The organism is Streptomyces sp. AHA2 (genome assembly GCF_036857595.1).
Taxonomy (GTDB): Bacteria; Actinomycetota; Actinomycetes; order Streptomycetales; family Streptomycetaceae; genus Streptomyces.
The window spans coordinates 392,207-408,080 of the sequence record NZ_JAUQWJ010000004.1 but is presented as its reverse complement, the minus strand read 5'-3'; the positions used below and the strand labels follow the sequence as shown (position 1 = coordinate 408,080).

Sequence of the window (15,874 nt, the reverse complement as noted above, 5' to 3'; positions counted from 1 at the left end):
ATGGCGAAGAAGGCTCTGATCGCGAAGGCTGCCCGCAAGCCCAAGTTCGGCGTGCGTGCGTACACCCGCTGCCAGCGCTGCGGTCGTCCGCACTCCGTGTACCGCAAGTTCGGCCTGTGCCGCGTGTGCCTCCGTGAGATGGCTCACCGTGGCGAGCTGCCGGGCGTGACCAAGAGCTCCTGGTAATCCCCTCAATCAGGGATTAGCAGGACTCTCGGTAAGCAACCGGGGCGGCAGGACGCCCATCCCGCATGCCTTAGGCTTGTGGGGTTGGGCGTCTGCCGCCGCCCTTACGACTTACTACGCCGTAGGTCCACCGCGCCGCACCCGTCCCGTCTCGGATCGGGGAGAGGGATGGCGCACCAGGAAACCCCGGCGAGAGAGGCCGAAGGCCAATTCATGACCATGACTGATCCGATCGCAGACATGCTTACGCGTCTGCGGAACGCGAACTCGGCATACCACGACACCGTGGCGATGCCGCACTCGAAGATCAAGTCGCACATCGCGGAGATCCTCCAGCAGGAGGGCTTCATCACGGGCTGGAAGGTCGAGGACGCCGAGGTCGGCAAGAACCTCGTCCTGGAGCTGAAGTTCGGCCCCAACCGTGAGCGCTCCATCGCGGGCATCAAGCGGATCTCCAAGCCCGGTCTCCGGGTGTACGCGAAGTCCACCAACCTGCCCAAGGTGCTGGGCGGCCTCGGCGTGGCCATCATCTCCACGTCGCACGGGCTCCTCACCGACAAGCAGGCCGGCAAGAAGGGCGTGGGTGGGGAAGTCCTCGCCTACGTCTGGTAGCGGAAGGGAACGGAGGAAACAGCTATGTCGCGCATTGGCAAGCTCCCCATCACGGTTCCCGCCGGCGTGGACGTCACCATCGACGGCCGTACGGTCTCGGTCAAGGGCCCCAAGGGCACGCTGACCCACACCGTTGTCGCGCCGATCGACATCGCCAAGGGTGAGGACGGCGTTCTCAACGTCACCCGCCCCAACGACGAGCGTCAGAGCAAGGCCCTCCACGGCCTGTCCCGCACGCTGGTGGCGAACATGATCACCGGCGTGACCCAGGGTTACGTGAAGAAGCTCGAGATCAGCGGTGTCGGTTACCGCGTGACGGCCAAGGGTTCGAACCTCGAGTTCGCGCTCGGCTACAGCCACCCGATCACCGTCGAGGCGCCCGAGGGCATCACCTTCAAGGTGGAGACCCCGACCCGTTTCTCGGTCGAGGGCATCGACAAGCAGAAGGTCGGCGAGGTTGCGGCCAACATCCGCAAGCTGCGCAAGCCCGACCCGTACAAGGCCAAGGGCGTCAAGTACGAGGGCGAAGTCATCCGCCGCAAGGTCGGAAAGGCGGGTAAGTAAGCCATGGCATACGGGCAGAAGATCCTGAAGGGCGACGCCTACAAGCGCGCCGCGATCAAGCGCCGTCACATCCGGATCCGCAAGCGGATCAACGGTACGGCGGAGCGTCCCCGTCTGGTCGTGACCCGCTCCAACCGCCACATCGTGGCGCAGGTGATCGACGACCTGAAGGGCCACACCCTGGCATCGGCGTCCACCCTGGACAGCTCGATCCGCGGTGGCGAGGGCGACAAGTCCGCGCAGGCCAAGCAGGTCGGCGCCCTGGTCGCCGAGCGTGCCAAGGCCGCCGGTGTCGAGGCCGTCGTGTTCGACCGTGGTGGTAACCAGTACGCGGGGCGCATCGCCGCCCTGGCGGACGCCGCCCGCGAGGCCGGACTCAAGTTCTGAGTCCTGGTTCCGTAGCTAGCGGAGACAGAGAGAGGTAATTCCAATGGCTGGACCCCAGCGCCGCGGTGGCGGTGCCGGTGGCGGCGAGCGGCGGGACCGGAAGGGCCGTGACGGCGGCGCAGCTGCCGCCGAGAAGACCGCGTACGTTGAGCGCGTCGTCGCGATCAACCGCGTCGCCAAGGTTGTGAAGGGTGGTCGTCGCTTCAGCTTCACCGCGCTGGTCGTGGTGGGCGACGGTGACGGCACCGTGGGTGTCGGATACGGCAAGGCCAAGGAGGTGCCGGCCGCCATCGCCAAGGGCGTTGAGGAGGCCAAGAAGCACTTCTTCAAGGTCCCCCGCATCCAGGGCACCATCCCGCACCCCATCCAGGGTGAGAAGGCTGCCGGCGTCGTGCTGCTCAAGCCCGCGTCGCCCGGTACCGGTGTGATCGCCGGTGGTCCGGTGCGCGCCGTGCTCGAGTGCGCCGGTATCCACGACGTGCTGTCGAAGTCGCTCGGCTCCGACAACGCCATCAACATCGTGCACGCGACCGTGGCGGCCCTGAAGGGCCTGCAGCGTCCCGAGGAGATCGCGGCCCGCCGCGGTCTGCCGCTCGAGGACGTCGCCCCCGCGGCTCTGCTGCGTGCGCGTGCCGGGGCGGGTGTGTGATCATGGCGCAGCTCAAGATCACGCAGGTCAAGTCCTACATCGGCAGCAAGCAGAACCACCGTGACACCCTGCGCTCCCTTGGTCTCAAGGGCATCAACACGCAGGTCGTCAAGGAGGACCGCCCCGAGTTCCGCGGCATGGTGCACACCGTCCGCCACCTCGTGACGGTCGAGGAGGTCGACTGATCATGGCGGAGCAGAACCCGCTCAAGATCCACAACCTCCGTCCCGCCCCGGGCGCCAAGACCGCCAAGACCCGTGTGGGTCGTGGTGAGGCGTCGAAGGGTAAGACGGCCGGTCGTGGTACCAAGGGCACCAAGGCCCGCTACCAGGTTCCGGAGCGCTTCGAGGGTGGCCAGATGCCCCTCCACATGCGCCTCCCGAAGCTGAAGGGCTTCAAGAACCCGTTCAAGACCGAGTACCAGGTCGTGAACCTCGACAAGCTGGCCGCCCTGTACCCCGAGGGTGGCGAGGTCACCGTCGAGGGTCTGGTCGCCAAGGGTGCCGTTCGCAAGAACAGCCTCGTCAAGGTGCTCGGCCAGGGCGAGATCTCCGTGGCGCTGCAGGTGACGGTCGACGCCGTCTCCGGCTCCGCCAAGGAGAAGATCACCGCCGCCGGCGGTACCGTCACCGAGCTCGTCTGAACTCCACAGGCGTCTCGATGACCTGAACGATCCCGACCGGGGATACCCCACAAATGGGGTATCCCCGGTTGGTCGTTCCTAGGGCGGCAGTCCCGCCGGTAAGGTGGCCTGCACTGCCCTCTTCACACAGGGTGCTGCACTTCCGGCACTCTGAGCGGCAGTTGACCGTTACCTATTCGTCGAACCTCAAGACCGTCACCCTTGACGCAGTTGCGCGGGGGTCGCAGGAGGCACCGTGCTCACCGCGTTCGCCCGGGCGTTCAAGACGCCCGACCTGCGCAAGAAGCTGCTCTTCACGCTCGGCATCATCGTGGTCTACCGGGTCGGTACGCACGTCCCGATCCCAGGCGTCGACTACCGGAACGTCCAGACCTGTATCGACAACGCCCAGGCCAACCAGGGCTTGTTCGGTCTGGTCAACATGTTCAGCGGCGGTGCGCTGCTGCAGATCACGATCTTCGCCCTGGGCATCATGCCGTACATCACGGCGAGCATCATCCTGCAGCTGCTGACCGTGGTGATCCCGCGTCTGGAAGCCCTGAAGAAGGAGGGCCAGGCCGGTACGGCGAAGATCACGCAGTACACCCGTTATCTGACGATCGCCCTCGCGATCCTGCAGGGCACCGGCCTCGTCGCCACCGCCCGCAGCGGTGCGCTGTTCTCGGGCTGCCCGGTGGCCAGTCAGATCGTCCCGGACCAGTCGATCTTCGTCACCATCACCATGGTCATCACGATGACCGCCGGCACGGCGGCCGTGATGTGGCTCGGTGAGCTCATCACCGACCGCGGCATCGGCAACGGCATGTCGATCCTGATGTTCATCTCGATCGCCGCCACCTTCCCGTCCGCCCTGTGGGCCATCAAGGAGCAGGGCTCGCTGGCCGACGGCTGGATCGAGTTCGGCACCGTCATCCTCGTCGGCCTGGTCATGGTCGGCCTGGTCGTCTTCGTCGAGCAGGCCCAGCGCCGCATCCCGGTGCAGTACGCCAAGCGCATGATCGGCCGCCGCTCCTACGGCGGCACGTCCACGTACATCCCGCTGAAGGTGAACCAGGCGGGCGTGATCCCCGTCATCTTCGCCTCGTCGCTGCTCTACATCCCGGCGCTGATCGCTCAGTTCGCCGGAGGCACCTCGGGCTGGAAGACCTGGATCGAGCAACACTTCGTCAAGGGCGACCACCCGTACTACATCGCCACGTACTTCCTGCTGATCGTCTTCTTCGCCTTCTTCTACGTCGCGATCTCCTTCAACCCCGAGGAAGTCGCCGACAACATGAAGAAGTATGGTGGCTTCATCCCGGGCATCCGGGCTGGCCGACCGACCGCTGAGTACCTGAGCTACGTACTCAACCGGATCACCTGGCCGGGTTCGCTGTATCTGGGTCTGATCGCTCTCGTACCGACGATGGCGTTGGTTGGTTTCGGGGCAAACCAGAACTTCCCCTTCGGCGGGACCAGCATCCTGATCATCGTGGGTGTCGGACTCGAGACGGTGAAGCAAATCGAGAGCCAGCTCCAGCAGCGCAATTACGAAGGGTTCCTCCGCTGATGCGAATCGTCCTCGTCGGGCCGCCGGGTGCCGGTAAGGGAACGCAGGCCGCGTTCCTGGCCAAGAACCTGTCGATCCCGCACATCTCCACGGGCGACCTGTTCCGCGCCAACATCAGCCGGCAGACGGAGCTCGGCAAGCTGGCGAAGTCCTACATGGACGCGGGCAATCTCGTCCCCGACGAGGTCACCATCGCGATGGCGAAGGACCGCATGGAGCAGCCGGACGCCGGGAACGGCTTCCTGCTGGACGGCTTCCCCCGCAACGTCTCGCAGGCCGAGGCGCTCGACGAGCTGCTCGAGCGCGAGAGCATGCAGCTCGACGCGGTGCTCGACCTCGAGGTCCCCGAGGACGAGGTGGTCAAGCGGATCGCCGGCCGGCGCATCTGCCGCAACGACTCCTCGCACGTCTTCCACGTGACGTACAAGCAGCCGGCCGCGGACGGCGTCTGCGACGTCTGCGGCGGCGAGCTGTACCAGCGCGACGACGACTCCGAGGAGACGGTGCGCACGCGGCTGGAGGTCTACCACACCCAGACGGAGCCGATCATCGACTACTACAAGGCCCAGGGCCTGGTGGTCACGATCTCCGCGCTCGGCAAGGTGGAAGACGTCACGACGCGCGCCATGGAGGCGCTCAAGCGTGGCGAGGGCGACAAGTAGTCGTCACTGCGCAGCCACGGCCGCGGTTCCCCCGGGGGAGCCGCGGCCGCTGTGTGGGCGGGCCGGTCGCGCGGCCCCGTATCGTTGAAGGCGTCCGACAACCGCCGTAGGTCCAGAAAGGCCCAGCCCCCATGGTGCAGATCAAGAGCCCCGAGCAGATCGCCAAGATGCGTGAGGCGGGGCTGGTCGTCGCCGCCATCCACGCGGCGACCCGCGAGGCCGCCGTCCCGGGGGCCACGACGAGGGATCTGGACCAGGTCGCCCGCAAGGTGCTCGCCGAGCACAACGCCAAGCCGAACTTCCTCGGTTACGGCGGCTTCCCCGCGACCATCTGCACCTCGGTGAACGAGGTCGTCGTCCACGGCATCCCGTCCGACGACGTGGTGCTCAAGGACGGGGACGTCATCTCCATCGACTGCGGCGCGATCATCGACGGCTGGCACGGCGACGCCGCCTTCACGGCCTTCGTCGGCTCCGGCCACTCCCCGGAGCTGGTCGAGCTCTCCCGGGTGACGGAGGAGTCGATGTGGGCCGGCATCGCGGCCATGAAGCAGGGCAACCGGCTGGTCGACATCTCCCGCGCCATCGAGACCTACATCCGCCGCCAGCCCAAGCCGGGCGGCGGCAAGTACGGGATCATCGAGGACTACGGCGGCCACGGCATCGGCACCGAGATGCACATGGACCCGCACCTGCTGAACTACGTCGACCGGCGGCGCGGCAAGGGCCCGAAGCTGGTACCCGGCTTCTGCCTCGCGATCGAGCCGATGGTGTCGCTGGGGACGCCGCGCACGGAGGTCCTGGAGGACGACTGGACGGTCGTCACCACGGACGGTACGTGGTCCTCCCACTGGGAGCACTCGGTCGCGCTGACGGAGGAGGGGCCGCTCGTGCTGACGGCTCCCGACGGGGGCAAGGCCAAGCTCGCGGAGATGGGGATCCAGGCCGCGCCGGATCCGCTGGGCTGAGGGCCGTCCGCGACCGCGCGCCGGTGGGGATCGTTCGCGCAGTTCCCCGCGCCCCTTCAGGGCGCGCTTAAAGCTCTTGCGGTACGGGCAGACTTCCCCGATTCGTGTTTCCGAGGGGCCTGACGTAGACTGACTCGTCGGCTCTTGTGTACCCGCATGTCCTCATGCGTTCCGCACGGAGTCGATCAAGGTAGTCGATTCGAAGGGCGAAGCGTGGCCAAGAAGCAAGGTGCCATCGAGATCGAGGGCACTGTCGTCGAGTCTCTTCCGAACGCCATGTTCAAGGTCGAGCTCCAGAACGGCCACCAGGTCCTGGCACACATCAGCGGCAAGATGCGCATGCACTACATCCGCATCCTCCCTGACGACCGGGTCGTGGTGGAGCTGTCTCCGTACGACCTCACGCGTGGCCGGATCGTCTACCGCTACAAGTAGATCTTGCCTGTGTCCCGCCGCCCCCGGGCGACGGGTCTGCCGGCACTGACCCGGAGAACCTCACACCCATGAAGGTCAAGCCGAGCGTCAAGAAGATCTGCGACAAGTGCAGGGTGATCCGCCGTCACGGCCGGGTCATGGTCATCTGCGACAACCCGCGCCACAAGCAGCGCCAGGGCTGACGCACGACCGATCCCTCTGCATTCCTCGCAGGGATTCGCGCGACGCAAGCTGAATATGTTCATACGCAGGGCCCAGGCGGACCAGTGCCGTCTGACACCCCCGGTTCGGAGGCCGGGGACCCAGTTCGTACCTGGTACGGCGGCTGGGAGTCGGTTCTGCGGAAGACCTCCGACAAGTAACTGGAGCCATTGAATGGCACGCGTTTCCGGTGTTGACATCCCGCGCGACAAGCGCGTGGAGATCGCCCTCACCTACGTGTTCGGCATCGGCCGGACCCTCTCGCAGCAGACGCTGGCCGCCACCGGCGTCGACCCGAACACCCGCGTTCGCGACCTCTCCGAGGAGCAGCTCGTCGCGATCCGCGAGTACGTCGACAACAACATCAAGACCGAGGGTGACCTCCGTCGCGAGATCCAGGCCGACATCCGCCGCAAGGTCGAGATCGGCACCTACCAGGGTCTGCGTCACCGTCGTGGTCTGCCCGTCCGCGGTCAGCGCACCAGCACCAACGCGCGTACCCGCAAGGGCCCGCGTCGCGCCATCGCCGGCAAGAAGAAGCCGGGCAAGAAGTAGTCCACAGCGGACGCCTGTCCACGGTCTTCGCTGTAGGACCGACCACCTCCCGTAGGAGTAATAGATGCCCCCCAAGGGTCGTCAGGGCGCTGCCAAGAAGGTGCGCCGCAAGGAAAAGAAGAACGTCGCTCACGGCCACGCGCACATCAAGAGCACGTTCAACAACACGATCGTCTCGATCACGGACCCGTCCGGCAACGTGATCTCCTGGGCCTCCGCCGGCCACGTCGGCTTCAAGGGCTCCCGGAAGTCCACGCCGTTCGCCGCGCAGATGGCCGCCGAGTCGGCCGCCCGCCGCGCCCAGGAGCACGGCATGCGCAAGGTCGACGTGTTCGTGAAGGGCCCGGGTTCCGGTCGTGAGACCGCGATCCGCTCCCTGCAGGCCACGGGCCTCGAGGTCGGCTCCATCCAGGACGTCACCCCGACCCCGCACAACGGCTGCCGTCCGCCGAAGCGCCGCCGCGTCTGACGCGACGCCTTCGGGCTCACGGTTTCCGGGCGGTACGGCTCCGTAAAAGGGCCGTATCGCCCGTACCCTTGCAGTACCCGCGCTTTTTCCCGGTGCGGTCTCCGTCGGACGTCATATAGCGGGCGTCCACGAAAGAAGGATCTGATCCACACATGCTGATCGCTCAGCGTCCCTCGTTGACCGAAGAGGTCGTCGACGAGTTCCGCTCCCGGTTCGTGATCGAGCCGCTGGAGCCGGGCTTCGGTTACACCCTCGGCAACTCCCTGCGCCGGACCCTCCTGTCCTCGATCCCGGGTGCGGCGGTCACGTCCATCCGCATCGACGGCGTGCTGCACGAGTTCACCACCGTGCCGGGCGTCAAGGAGGACGTCACCGACCTGATCCTCAACATCAAGCAGCTGGTCGTCTCCTCGGAGCACGACGAGCCGGTCGTGATGTACCTGCGCAAGCAGGGTCCGGGTCTGGTCACCGCCGCCGACATCGCGCCCCCGGCCGGTGTCGAGGTGCACAACCCCGACCTGGTCCTCGCCACGCTCAACGGCAAGGGCAAGCTGGAGATGGAGCTGACGGTCGAGCGCGGCCGCGGTTACGTCTCCGCCGTGCAGAACAAGCAGGTCGGCCAGGAGATCGGCCGCATCCCGGTCGACTCGATCTACTCGCCGGTGCTCAAGGTCACGTACAAGGTCGAGGCCACGCGTGTCGAGCAGCGGACCGACTTCGACAAGCTGATCGTCGACGTCGAGACCAAGCAGGCCATGCGCCCGCGTGACGCCATGGCGTCGGCCGGAAAGACCCTGGTCGAGCTGTTCGGCCTCGCCCGCGAGCTGAACATCGACGCCGAGGGAATCGACATGGGCCCGTCCCCCACGGACGCCGCCCTGGCCGCCGACCTGGCGCTGCCGATCGAGGAGCTGGAGCTCACCGTTCGGTCGTACAACTGCCTCAAGCGCGAGGGCATCCACTCCGTGGGTGAGCTCGTGGCGCGGTCCGAGGCGGACCTGCTCGACATCCGCAACTTCGGTGCGAAGTCGATCGACGAGGTCAAGGCCAAGCTGGCCGGCATGGGCCTGGCCCTCAAGGACAGCCCGCCCGGATTTGACCCGACCGCCGCCGCGGACGCGTTCGGCGCCGATGACGATGCGGACGCGGGCTTCGTCGAGACCGAGCAGTACTAAGAGCTCGGGTTCGACGGTTCGTTCTCGGCTGCCGGCCGGCTGTGGCTGGTCGCGCAGTTCCCCGCGCCCCTTCGGGGCGCGGATCCTCCGGGGCGCTTGAAAGGGCGCCCCGGATCTCCGACAGGCGACCGCCTGCTCGGATACTGACCCCGGTACCTGATACGGCCGGGGCAGACACCTAGGAGAAACACCATGCCGAAGCCCACCAAGGGTGCCCGTCTGGGCGGCAGCGCCGCGCACGAGAAGCTGATGCTCGCGAACCTCGCGAAGTCGCTGTTCGAGCACGGTCGTATCACCACCACCGAGGCGAAGGCCCGCCGTCTGCGGCCGTACGCCGAGCGTCTGGTCACCAAGGCGAAGAAGGGCGACCTTCACAACCGCCGTCAGGTGCTCCAGGTCATCACGGACAAGAGCGTCGTCCACACGCTCTTCACCGAGATCGGCCCGCGCTACGAGAACCGTCCGGGTGGCTACACCCGCATCACCAAGATCGGTAACCGCCGTGGCGACAACGCGCCCATGGCCGTCATCGAGCTGGTCGAGGGTCTGACGGTGGCGCAGGAGGCGACCGGCGAGGCCGAGGCCGCGACCAAGCGCGCGGTCAAGGAAGACGCGCTCAAGAAGGACGAGGCCGCCGAGGCCACGTCCGACGAGAGCACCGAGGCGAAGGCCGACGAGGCCGCCGAGGAGTCGAAGGACGCGTAAGCGTCCGCCGGGGCTGTGCGCGTGCGGCAGCGGGTCGCGGTGGCTCGCCGCGCCCACGCGGCGAAGCCGCACATCGATGCAGTCCCGCGCCCCTGAGGCGTGGTTGGCGGGTCCGTTCCCTGTTGCAGGGGGCGGGCCCGCCTTCGTGTCGGTGAGAGGATCCATAGGTGAGTGACGAAGTAGAGGCCGGTCGGGTCCGGGTGCGGCTCGATCTGTCGTACGACGGGAGCGAGTTCTCCGGTTGGGCCAAGCAGGCCGGGGGGCGGCGGACCGTGCAGGGCGAGATCGAGGACGCCCTGCGGACCGTGACGCGGTCGCGGGAGACCTACGAACTGACCGTCGCCGGACGCACCGACGCCGGGGTGCACGCGCGCGGGCAGGTCGCCCACGTCGATCTGCCGCGTGAGGTGTGGGCCGAGCACCACCAGAAGCTGCTCAAGCGGCTCGCCGGGCGGCTGCCCCGGGACGTCCGGGTATGGGCCCTCAGGGAGGCGCCCAGCGGGTTCGACGCCCGTTTCTCGGCGATCTGGCGGCGCTACGCCTACCGGGTCACCGACAATCCCGGTGGCGTCGACCCGCTGCTGCGCAACCATGTGCTGTGGCACGACTGGCCGTTGGACGTGGACGCCATGAACGAGGCCGCCCGCGGGCTGCTCGGCGAGCACGACTTCGCCGCGTACTGCAAGAAGCGGGAGGGCGCCACCACCATCCGCACCCTCCAGGAACTGAGCCTGGTGCGCGGGGAGGACGGGATCATCACCGCGACCGTGCGGGCCGACGCGTTCTGCCACAACATGGTGCGCTCGCTCATCGGGGCGCTGCTGTTCGTGGGGGACGGGCACCGGCCGGCCGACTGGCCGGGCAAGGTGCTGGCGGCCGGCGTGCGCGACTCGGCCGTGCACGTGGTCCGGCCGCACGGCCTGACGCTGGAGGAAGTCGGCTACCCGGCCGACGAGTTGCTCGCCGCGCGCAGCAAGGAGGCGCGCAGCAGACGGTCGTTGCCGTCGGCCGGGTGCTGCTGAGCCCTCGTTACTCGTTCGCCGCGGCCGAGGCCTGGGCCTCGCCGCGGCGGCGGATCTGGTTGAACGTGAACTGCTGCAGGTCGTCGCTGGTGCGGAAGACCGCGGTGTCCTTGGTGGTGACGTCCTTGCCGCTGGTGAAGCCCGAGTTGGCGAAGTAGGCGTAGCGGCCGTAGGAGTTGGTCGTCGTGTTGCAGATGGCGGACTCGCAGAAGCGCTTCACGCCGCCGCCCGACAGCGACTTGACGAAGCTCTTCTTGTCGGCCTGGTCCTTGGCCCTGAGCGCCTGCGCCTCGGTGTCGAAGACCGCCACGCCCATCGTGACGGCGATGCCGTCCTTGACGTAGGTCACGCGTATCAGGCGCGTGCAGTCGTTGGCGGTGAGGGCCTTGGGGAGGGTGCCGCCCGCGGCCGAGGCGCAGTTCCTCGTGTCGGCGGTGGGCCCCTTCTTGTAGACGGTGTCGCCCATCGTCAGCTGGGTGCCGGGGAAGAGGGTCTCCGGGCTGAGCGGGGCCTTGTCCTTCTGGGCGCTGGCGACGAAGTCCTTGGGGTCCAGCGGGGGCGGGGCGCTGGTCGGGGCGAACGACGGCGCCGAGGACGTGCCGCTCGGGATGTCCGCCGAGGGCAGGGAGGCCGGGTTGTTCCCCCGGTCGTCACCGTTGGCCGAGACCACGGCCACCGCGACGGCCGTGCCGATCGCGACGGTGGCGAGCGCGCCGCCGCCGATCAGCAGCAGGCGGCGTCGTTTGTTGCGGGCCTCGGAGGCCTCGGCGAGCGCCGCCCAGTCGGGGGAGTGGCCGGCCCCGCTGTTCCAGGGCTGCTGCGACTGCGGTTTCCAAGGGTCCCACTGGGACTGAGGTCCCCCCTGCCCAATGCTCATGGGCCGCATCTTAGACGGGAGACGGGGTGCGCCGGCCCGCCCGGATCGGCCCCGTAGCGCCCGGCGTTGGGCCGTGTGCGCGGGCAAAGACGACATCTGCGGGTGGTTGGGGCGGCTGCTGCCGGCCGTGCTGCTGCCGTCTGCCCGGTGGCGTGGCCGTCGCCCAGCGCGGGGGTGCGGACATCGGTGGTGGTGGGGGCGGTGCGAGTCCTGCGGCGGCCGCGCGGGGAGGCTCCCCGGCGGGGCGGGGTCTCGCCGCGGGAACCGGTCGGCCGCTTCCGCCGGTGTTCCCGTCCGCACGGCCGGTGCGCCGCCGGAGCGTGAGACGGGTGGTTACCGTCCGTGCCGCGGTGTGCACTCCGAGGAGCGCCTGGAGTGGTGCACAGGCGCGGCGAGGACCGCGTTTTGACCCTTGTGGAGTGCACCGGTATTCTGCTTGTTCGTTGTGTATTGGCTTGCTCATTCTCACGGGACGGGCCCTTACACCGGTCCACCGGGCCGATGACCAGCGACCCCACGTACGCGGTATGCGTCGCCGCAGTGCGGTCCAGGCTGTCGTGATCGTTTCGGTGACCAGTTATGGACCATTCACTCGAAGCGAAGGCTACGAACCGTGCGTACGTACAGCCCCAAGCCCGGCGATGTGACGCGCCAGTGGCACGTCATCGACGCTCAGGACGTTGTCCTGGGCCGTCTCGCCACCACTGCCGCGACGCTCCTCCGCGGCAAGCACAAGCCGATCTACGCGCCGCACGTCGACGCTGGTGACTTCGTCATCATCATCAACGCCGACAAGGTGCACCTGTCCGGCAACAAGCGGACCCAGAAGATGGCGTACCGCCACTCCGGCTACCCGGGCGGTCTGCGCTCGGTCCGTTACGACGAGCTGCTCGACAAGAACCCCGAGAAGGCCATCGAGAAGGCCGTCAAGGGCATGCTCCCCAAGAACACTCTGGGCCGTCAGATGCTCTCGAAGCTGAAGGTCTACAAGGGTGACCAGCACCCGCACGGCGCGCAGCAGCCGCAGCCGTACGAGATCACCCAGGTCGCGCAGTAAGTCCGGCCACCCCCTAAGACTGAAGAGAATCTGAGGAGAATCGTGGCCGAGACCACTGCCGAGCAGCCGCTCGAAGAGCTTGACATCGACAGCTACACCACGGAGTCGGACGTCCCCGTCGAGGGCGAGTACACCTCCGAGTCCCTCGCGTCCCGTTTCGGTGAGCCCCAGCCGGCCGCCGGTCTGGGCCGCCGCAAGAACGCCATCGCCCGCGTCCGGATCGTCCCGGGCACCGGCAAGTGGAAGATCAACGGTCGCACCCTCGAGGACTACTTCCCGAACAAGGTGCACCAGCAGGAAGTCAACGAGCCGTTCAAGGTCCTCGAGCTCGAGGGCCGCTACGACGTCGTCGCCCGCATCGCCGGTGGCGGTGTCTCCGGCCAGGCCGGTGCCCTCCGTCTCGGTGTCGCCCGCGCGCTGAACGAGGCCGACGTCGACAACAACCGCGGCCCGCTGAAGAAGGCCGGCTTCCTCCGCCGCGACGACCGTGCGGTCGAGCGCAAGAAGGCCGGTCTGAAGAAGGCCCGCAAGGCTCCGCAGTACAGCAAGCGCTAAACGCGACGCCCGTCCTCGCGACTGGCTTCGCCTCGATCGCCCCGGCGGCACGGTTGTGCTGCCGGGGCGGTTCGTTTACACAACCCCTACCGGTCCCGGACAGTCTCAGGGAAGGTACGCGGGAATGTGAGCCGCATTCTCTTCAGCAATACGGAGGACACCACTGTGGGACGACTCTTCGGCACGGACGGCGTGCGCGGTGTCGCCAACGCGGATCTGACGGCGGAGATGGCCCTGGGCCTGTCCGTGGCCGCGGCGCACGTACTGGCCGAGGCGGGCACGTTCGAGGGGCACCGGCCCACCGCTGTCGTCGGGCGTGACCCGCGCGCGTCCGGGGAGTTCCTGGAGGCCGCCGTGGTCGCGGGTCTCGCCAGCGCCGGTCTGGACGTCCTGCGCGTCGGTGTGCTGCCGACGCCCGCCGTGGCGTTCCTGACCGGGGAGCTCGGCGCCGACCTCGGGGTGATGCTCTCCGCGAGCCACAACGCCATGCCCGACAACGGCATCAAGTTCTTCGCCCGTGGCGGGCACAAGCTCGCCGACGAGCTGGAGGACCGGATCGAGTCCGTCTACGAGGAGCACCGCACCGGCGCGCCCTGGGACCGGCCGACCGGCGCCGGCGTGGGCCGGGTGCGCGACTACGACGAGGGCTTCGACCGTTACGTCGAGCACCTCCTGGGTGTCCTGCCGAACCGTCTCGACGGGCTGAAGGTCGTCCTGGACGAGGCGCACGGCGCCGCCGCCCGGGTCTCGCCGGAGGCGTTCCAGCGGGCCGGCGCCGAGGTCGTCACCATCGGGGCCGAGCCGGACGGCCTCAACATCAACGACGGATGCGGCTCGACGCACCTCGACAAGCTCAAGGCCGCCGTCGTCAAGCACGGGGCGGACCTGGGCATCGCGCACGACGGCGACGCCGACCGGTGCCTCGCCGTGGACCACACCGGCGAGGAGGTGGACGGGGACCAGATCCTCGCCGTGCTCGCGCTGGCGATGCGGGAGCGGTCCGCGCTGCGCTCCGAGACCGTCGTGGCGACGGTCATGTCCAACCTGGGCTTCAAGCTGGCCATGGAGCGCGAGGGCATCCGGCTGGTGCAGACGGCCGTCGGCGACCGGTACGTGCTGGAGGAGATGAAGGAGCACGGGTTCGCCCTCGGCGGTGAGCAGTCCGGGCACGTGATCGTCCTCGACCACGCGACGACCGGTGACGGCACGCTGACCGGGCTGCTGCTGGCGGCCCGGGTCGCCGGCAGCGGGCGCCCGCTGCGGGAGCTGGCCTCCGTCATGGAGCGGCTGCCGCAGGTGCTGATCAACGTGCCGGACGTGGACAGGTCCCGGGTGAAGAGCTCCGCGGAGCTGTCGGCCGCCGTCTCGGACGCGGAGCGGGAGCTGGGGTCGACCGGGCGGGTGCTGCTGCGTCCGTCGGGGACGGAGCCCCTGGTGCGGGTGATGGTCGAGGCCGCCGACATCGAGCAGGCCCGGTCCGTGGCGGGGCGGCTGGCCGATGCCGTGAAGTCGGCGCTGGGGTAGTCGCCGCCCCCGTTTTTGCGAGCGGGTTCGGGGTGGGGGTTGTCGTCGGCGGCGGGCTCGCGGTTCGTCGTGGCTCGTCGCGCAGTTCCCCGCGCCCCTGGAAGGGCGTCGCCGCTCAGGGCGTGGTCTTCTTCTGCTTGGACCACAGGCCCTTCTGGATCAGAAGGGTGAGCGTGCCGGCGACGATGATGCCCAGCAGGTTCAGCAGGAGCTGCTCCGAGGAGCCCCGGGTCTGGGTCGTGTCGCCGTAGCTCAGGGCCACCGCCGCGTTCGCCGCCGCCGGGATCGTGGTCACCGAGATGGCCACACCCACCAGGGCGCCCGACTTCGCCGAGGTCAGCGACAGCGTGCCGGCGATCCCGGCCAGGACCGCCACGACGAAGGAGAACCAGTCGGGGGCGTAGATGAAGCCGGTGTTGGGGCGTTCCGCATCCAGCCGGGCCTCGGTGAACAGGCCCACGGCGTCCATGAACAGGCTGAAGCCGACCGTCACGGCCATCGCCACCACGAAACCGACCAGCAGCGCGATCAGTGAGCGCAGGGCGAGGCGCGGCCGGCGGCGGACGATCGCCGTGCTGATGCCGGCGAGGGGCCCGAACTCCGGGCCGACCGCCATCGCGCCGACGATCAGGATCGCGTTGTCCAGGACCACACCGCAGGCCGCGATCATCGTGGCGAGCGTGATGAAGGCCAGGTAGGTGGCGGAGAGCGTCGACTCCTCGTGGGTGGCCTCCGTCAGCTGCTCCCACAGCACGGCGTCCGCGCCCTCGCCGGGCGCGTCGGCCTCCGCCCGGTCGGCGCGCTCGGACAGCGACAGGTCGATCGACTCGACGGCGATCGAACCGCTGCTGTCGATGTCCAGCTCCCGCAGCGCGGCGAGCAGCTCGTCGCCCGCCTCCCGCGCGACGTCGCACATCACGACGTCTCCGGCGGGGTCGCGGGCGGCGCCGGGCAGGACGACGAGGTGGGCGGTGCCGACCGTCCCCTCGACCAGTCGCAGTACCTCGTCGGTCCGGTCGGACGGCGCGATCAGGCGCAGATGAAGCATGGCTCCCATGGAACCCACCTTCCCCGGAGGA

Annotated in this window: 22 protein-coding genes; 20 read left to right on the top strand and 2 right to left on the bottom strand. The window is 68.4% G+C overall.

The features are described from left to right. The 17 genes from Q5694_RS12310 to truA all read left to right on the top strand — a co-directional run bounded on the left by Q5694_RS12310 (position 1) and on the right by truA (position 10,782). The gene (locus tag Q5694_RS12310) at positions 1-186 is read left to right on the top strand and encodes a type Z 30S ribosomal protein S14 (RefSeq protein WP_003956452.1); all 186 of its coding nucleotides are present in this window, start codon (positions 1-3) and stop codon (positions 184-186) included. A gap of 213 nt (positions 187-399) precedes the next feature. Then, positions 400-798: a 30S ribosomal protein S8 gene (rpsH, locus tag Q5694_RS12305; protein WP_015658459.1), complete on the top strand. Its 399-nt coding sequence runs from the start codon at positions 400-402 to the stop codon at positions 796-798. Between the two features lie 24 nt (positions 799-822). Then, complete coding sequence (gene rplF, locus Q5694_RS12300; protein WP_333932833.1) at positions 823-1,362, top strand: 50S ribosomal protein L6; 540 nt, start codon at positions 823-825, stop codon at positions 1,360-1,362. Between the two features lie 3 nt (positions 1,363-1,365). After that, positions 1,366-1,749 (top strand): 50S ribosomal protein L18, encoded by a 384-nt coding sequence (rplR, locus tag Q5694_RS12295; RefSeq protein ID WP_010036704.1) that lies wholly within the window; start codon positions 1,366-1,368, stop codon positions 1,747-1,749. A gap of 43 nt (positions 1,750-1,792) precedes the next feature. Beyond that, positions 1,793-2,398 carry a 30S ribosomal protein S5 gene (gene rpsE / locus Q5694_RS12290; RefSeq protein ID WP_030860989.1) on the top strand — a complete coding sequence of 202 codons (606 nt, stop codon included), beginning with the start codon at positions 1,793-1,795 and terminating at the stop codon, positions 2,396-2,398. Positions 2,399-2,400: 2 nt separating this feature from the next. Next, positions 2,401-2,583: a 50S ribosomal protein L30 gene (gene rpmD / locus Q5694_RS12285; RefSeq protein WP_003974250.1), complete on the top strand. Its 183-nt coding sequence runs from the start codon at positions 2,401-2,403 to the stop codon at positions 2,581-2,583. A gap of 2 nt (positions 2,584-2,585) precedes the next feature. Next, positions 2,586-3,041, top strand: a complete 456-nt coding sequence (rplO, locus tag Q5694_RS12280; RefSeq protein WP_014674382.1) for a 50S ribosomal protein L15 — start codon at positions 2,586-2,588, stop codon at positions 3,039-3,041. Positions 3,042-3,276: 235 nt separating this feature from the next. Continuing rightward, positions 3,277-4,590, top strand: a complete 1,314-nt coding sequence (secY, locus tag Q5694_RS12275; protein ID WP_333932832.1) for a preprotein translocase subunit SecY — start codon at positions 3,277-3,279, stop codon at positions 4,588-4,590. After that, complete coding sequence (locus Q5694_RS12270) at positions 4,590-5,252, top strand: adenylate kinase (protein WP_333932831.1); 663 nt, start codon at positions 4,590-4,592, stop codon at positions 5,250-5,252. Before secY ends, Q5694_RS12270 begins: the two co-directional genes overlap by 1 nt. A 131-nt stretch (positions 5,253-5,383) precedes the next feature. Continuing rightward, positions 5,384-6,220 carry a type I methionyl aminopeptidase gene (gene map, locus Q5694_RS12265; RefSeq protein WP_333932830.1) on the top strand — a complete coding sequence of 279 codons (837 nt, stop codon included), beginning with the start codon at positions 5,384-5,386 and terminating at the stop codon, positions 6,218-6,220. A gap of 213 nt (positions 6,221-6,433) precedes the next feature. Continuing rightward, positions 6,434-6,655, top strand: coding sequence for a translation initiation factor IF-1 (gene infA, locus Q5694_RS12260; protein ID WP_003948620.1), 222 nt, complete (start codon positions 6,434-6,436; stop codon positions 6,653-6,655). A 68-nt stretch (positions 6,656-6,723) separates the two neighbouring features. Then, the gene (rpmJ, locus tag Q5694_RS12255) at positions 6,724-6,837 is read left to right on the top strand and encodes a 50S ribosomal protein L36 (protein ID WP_003974245.1); all 114 of its coding nucleotides are present in this window, start codon (positions 6,724-6,726) and stop codon (positions 6,835-6,837) included. Between the two features lie 193 nt (positions 6,838-7,030). After that, entirely contained in the window at positions 7,031-7,411 is a 381-nt protein-coding gene (gene rpsM / locus Q5694_RS12250; protein ID WP_010036675.1) for a 30S ribosomal protein S13, read from the top strand. A gap of 64 nt (positions 7,412-7,475) precedes the next feature. After that, positions 7,476-7,880, top strand: a complete 405-nt coding sequence (gene rpsK / locus Q5694_RS12245; protein WP_003956432.1) for a 30S ribosomal protein S11 — start codon at positions 7,476-7,478, stop codon at positions 7,878-7,880. Positions 7,881-8,032: 152 nt separating this feature from the next. Further along, the gene (locus tag Q5694_RS12240) at positions 8,033-9,055 is read left to right on the top strand and encodes a DNA-directed RNA polymerase subunit alpha (protein WP_003966937.1); all 1,023 of its coding nucleotides are present in this window, start codon (positions 8,033-8,035) and stop codon (positions 9,053-9,055) included. A 192-nt stretch (positions 9,056-9,247) separates the two neighbouring features. After that, on the top strand, positions 9,248-9,760 hold the full coding sequence (rplQ, locus tag Q5694_RS12235) for a 50S ribosomal protein L17 (protein WP_333932829.1): 513 nt from the start codon (positions 9,248-9,250) through the stop codon (positions 9,758-9,760). Between the two features lie 167 nt (positions 9,761-9,927). Then, entirely contained in the window at positions 9,928-10,782 is an 855-nt protein-coding gene (gene truA / locus Q5694_RS12230; RefSeq protein ID WP_333932828.1) for a tRNA pseudouridine(38-40) synthase TruA, read from the top strand. Between the two features lie 7 nt (positions 10,783-10,789). Here truA and Q5694_RS12225 read toward each other — a convergent pair whose 3' ends face one another. Further along, on the bottom strand, positions 10,790-11,659 hold the full coding sequence (locus Q5694_RS12225; protein WP_333932827.1) for a hypothetical protein: 870 nt from the start codon (positions 11,657-11,659) through the stop codon (positions 10,790-10,792). Between the two features lie 613 nt (positions 11,660-12,272). On the opposite strand from Q5694_RS12225, the gene rplM reads away from it, so the two are divergent. The 3 genes from rplM (at position 12,273) to glmM (ending at position 14,795) form a co-directional block, all read left to right on the top strand. After that, on the top strand, positions 12,273-12,716 hold the full coding sequence (gene rplM, locus Q5694_RS12220) for a 50S ribosomal protein L13 (RefSeq protein ID WP_010036634.1): 444 nt from the start codon (positions 12,273-12,275) through the stop codon (positions 12,714-12,716). 42 nt (positions 12,717-12,758) lie between these two features. Then, on the top strand, positions 12,759-13,271 hold the full coding sequence (rpsI, locus tag Q5694_RS12215; RefSeq protein ID WP_181801315.1) for a 30S ribosomal protein S9: 513 nt from the start codon (positions 12,759-12,761) through the stop codon (positions 13,269-13,271). A gap of 165 nt (positions 13,272-13,436) precedes the next feature. Then, entirely contained in the window at positions 13,437-14,795 is a 1,359-nt protein-coding gene (glmM, locus tag Q5694_RS12210) for a phosphoglucosamine mutase (protein WP_333932826.1), read from the top strand. Between the two features lie 115 nt (positions 14,796-14,910). Here glmM and Q5694_RS12205 read toward each other — a convergent pair whose 3' ends face one another. Further along, positions 14,911-15,843: a DUF389 domain-containing protein gene (locus tag Q5694_RS12205; RefSeq protein ID WP_333932946.1), complete on the bottom strand. Its 933-nt coding sequence runs from the start codon at positions 15,841-15,843 to the stop codon at positions 14,911-14,913. Positions 15,844-15,874 lie beyond the last annotated feature (31 nt).

Bases quoted from the DNA above. Each gene is read 5' to 3' on its own strand.
- rpmJ (WP_003974245.1), top strand. From the start codon at position 6,724: ATGAAGGTCAAGCCGAGCGTCAAGAAGATCTGCGACAAGTGCAGGGTG.
- Q5694_RS12270 (WP_333932831.1), top strand. From the start codon at position 4,590: ATGCGAATCGTCCTCGTCGGGCCGCCGGGTGCCGGTAAGGGAACGCAG.
- Q5694_RS12225 (WP_333932827.1), bottom strand. From the start codon at position 11,659: ATGAGCATTGGGCAGGGGGGACCTCAGTCCCAGTGGGACCCTTGGAAA.
- rplF (WP_333932833.1), top strand. From the start codon at position 823: ATGTCGCGCATTGGCAAGCTCCCCATCACGGTTCCCGCCGGCGTGGAC.
- rpsE (WP_030860989.1), top strand. From the start codon at position 1,793: ATGGCTGGACCCCAGCGCCGCGGTGGCGGTGCCGGTGGCGGCGAGCGG.
- Q5694_RS12310 (WP_003956452.1), top strand. From the start codon at position 1: ATGGCGAAGAAGGCTCTGATCGCGAAGGCTGCCCGCAAGCCCAAGTTC.
- Q5694_RS12205 (WP_333932946.1), bottom strand. From the start codon at position 15,843: ATGCTTCATCTGCGCCTGATCGCGCCGTCCGACCGGACCGACGAGGTA.
- Q5694_RS12240 (WP_003966937.1), top strand. From the start codon at position 8,033: ATGCTGATCGCTCAGCGTCCCTCGTTGACCGAAGAGGTCGTCGACGAG.
- rpsK (WP_003956432.1), top strand. From the start codon at position 7,476: ATGCCCCCCAAGGGTCGTCAGGGCGCTGCCAAGAAGGTGCGCCGCAAG.
- rplO (WP_014674382.1), top strand. From the start codon at position 2,586: ATGGCGGAGCAGAACCCGCTCAAGATCCACAACCTCCGTCCCGCCCCG.
- map (WP_333932830.1), top strand. From the start codon at position 5,384: ATGGTGCAGATCAAGAGCCCCGAGCAGATCGCCAAGATGCGTGAGGCG.
- rplR (WP_010036704.1), top strand. From the start codon at position 1,366: ATGGCATACGGGCAGAAGATCCTGAAGGGCGACGCCTACAAGCGCGCC.
- rpsH (WP_015658459.1), top strand. From the start codon at position 400: ATGACCATGACTGATCCGATCGCAGACATGCTTACGCGTCTGCGGAAC.
- rpmD (WP_003974250.1), top strand. From the start codon at position 2,401: ATGGCGCAGCTCAAGATCACGCAGGTCAAGTCCTACATCGGCAGCAAG.
- rpsM (WP_010036675.1), top strand. From the start codon at position 7,031: ATGGCACGCGTTTCCGGTGTTGACATCCCGCGCGACAAGCGCGTGGAG.
- rplQ (WP_333932829.1), top strand. From the start codon at position 9,248: ATGCCGAAGCCCACCAAGGGTGCCCGTCTGGGCGGCAGCGCCGCGCAC.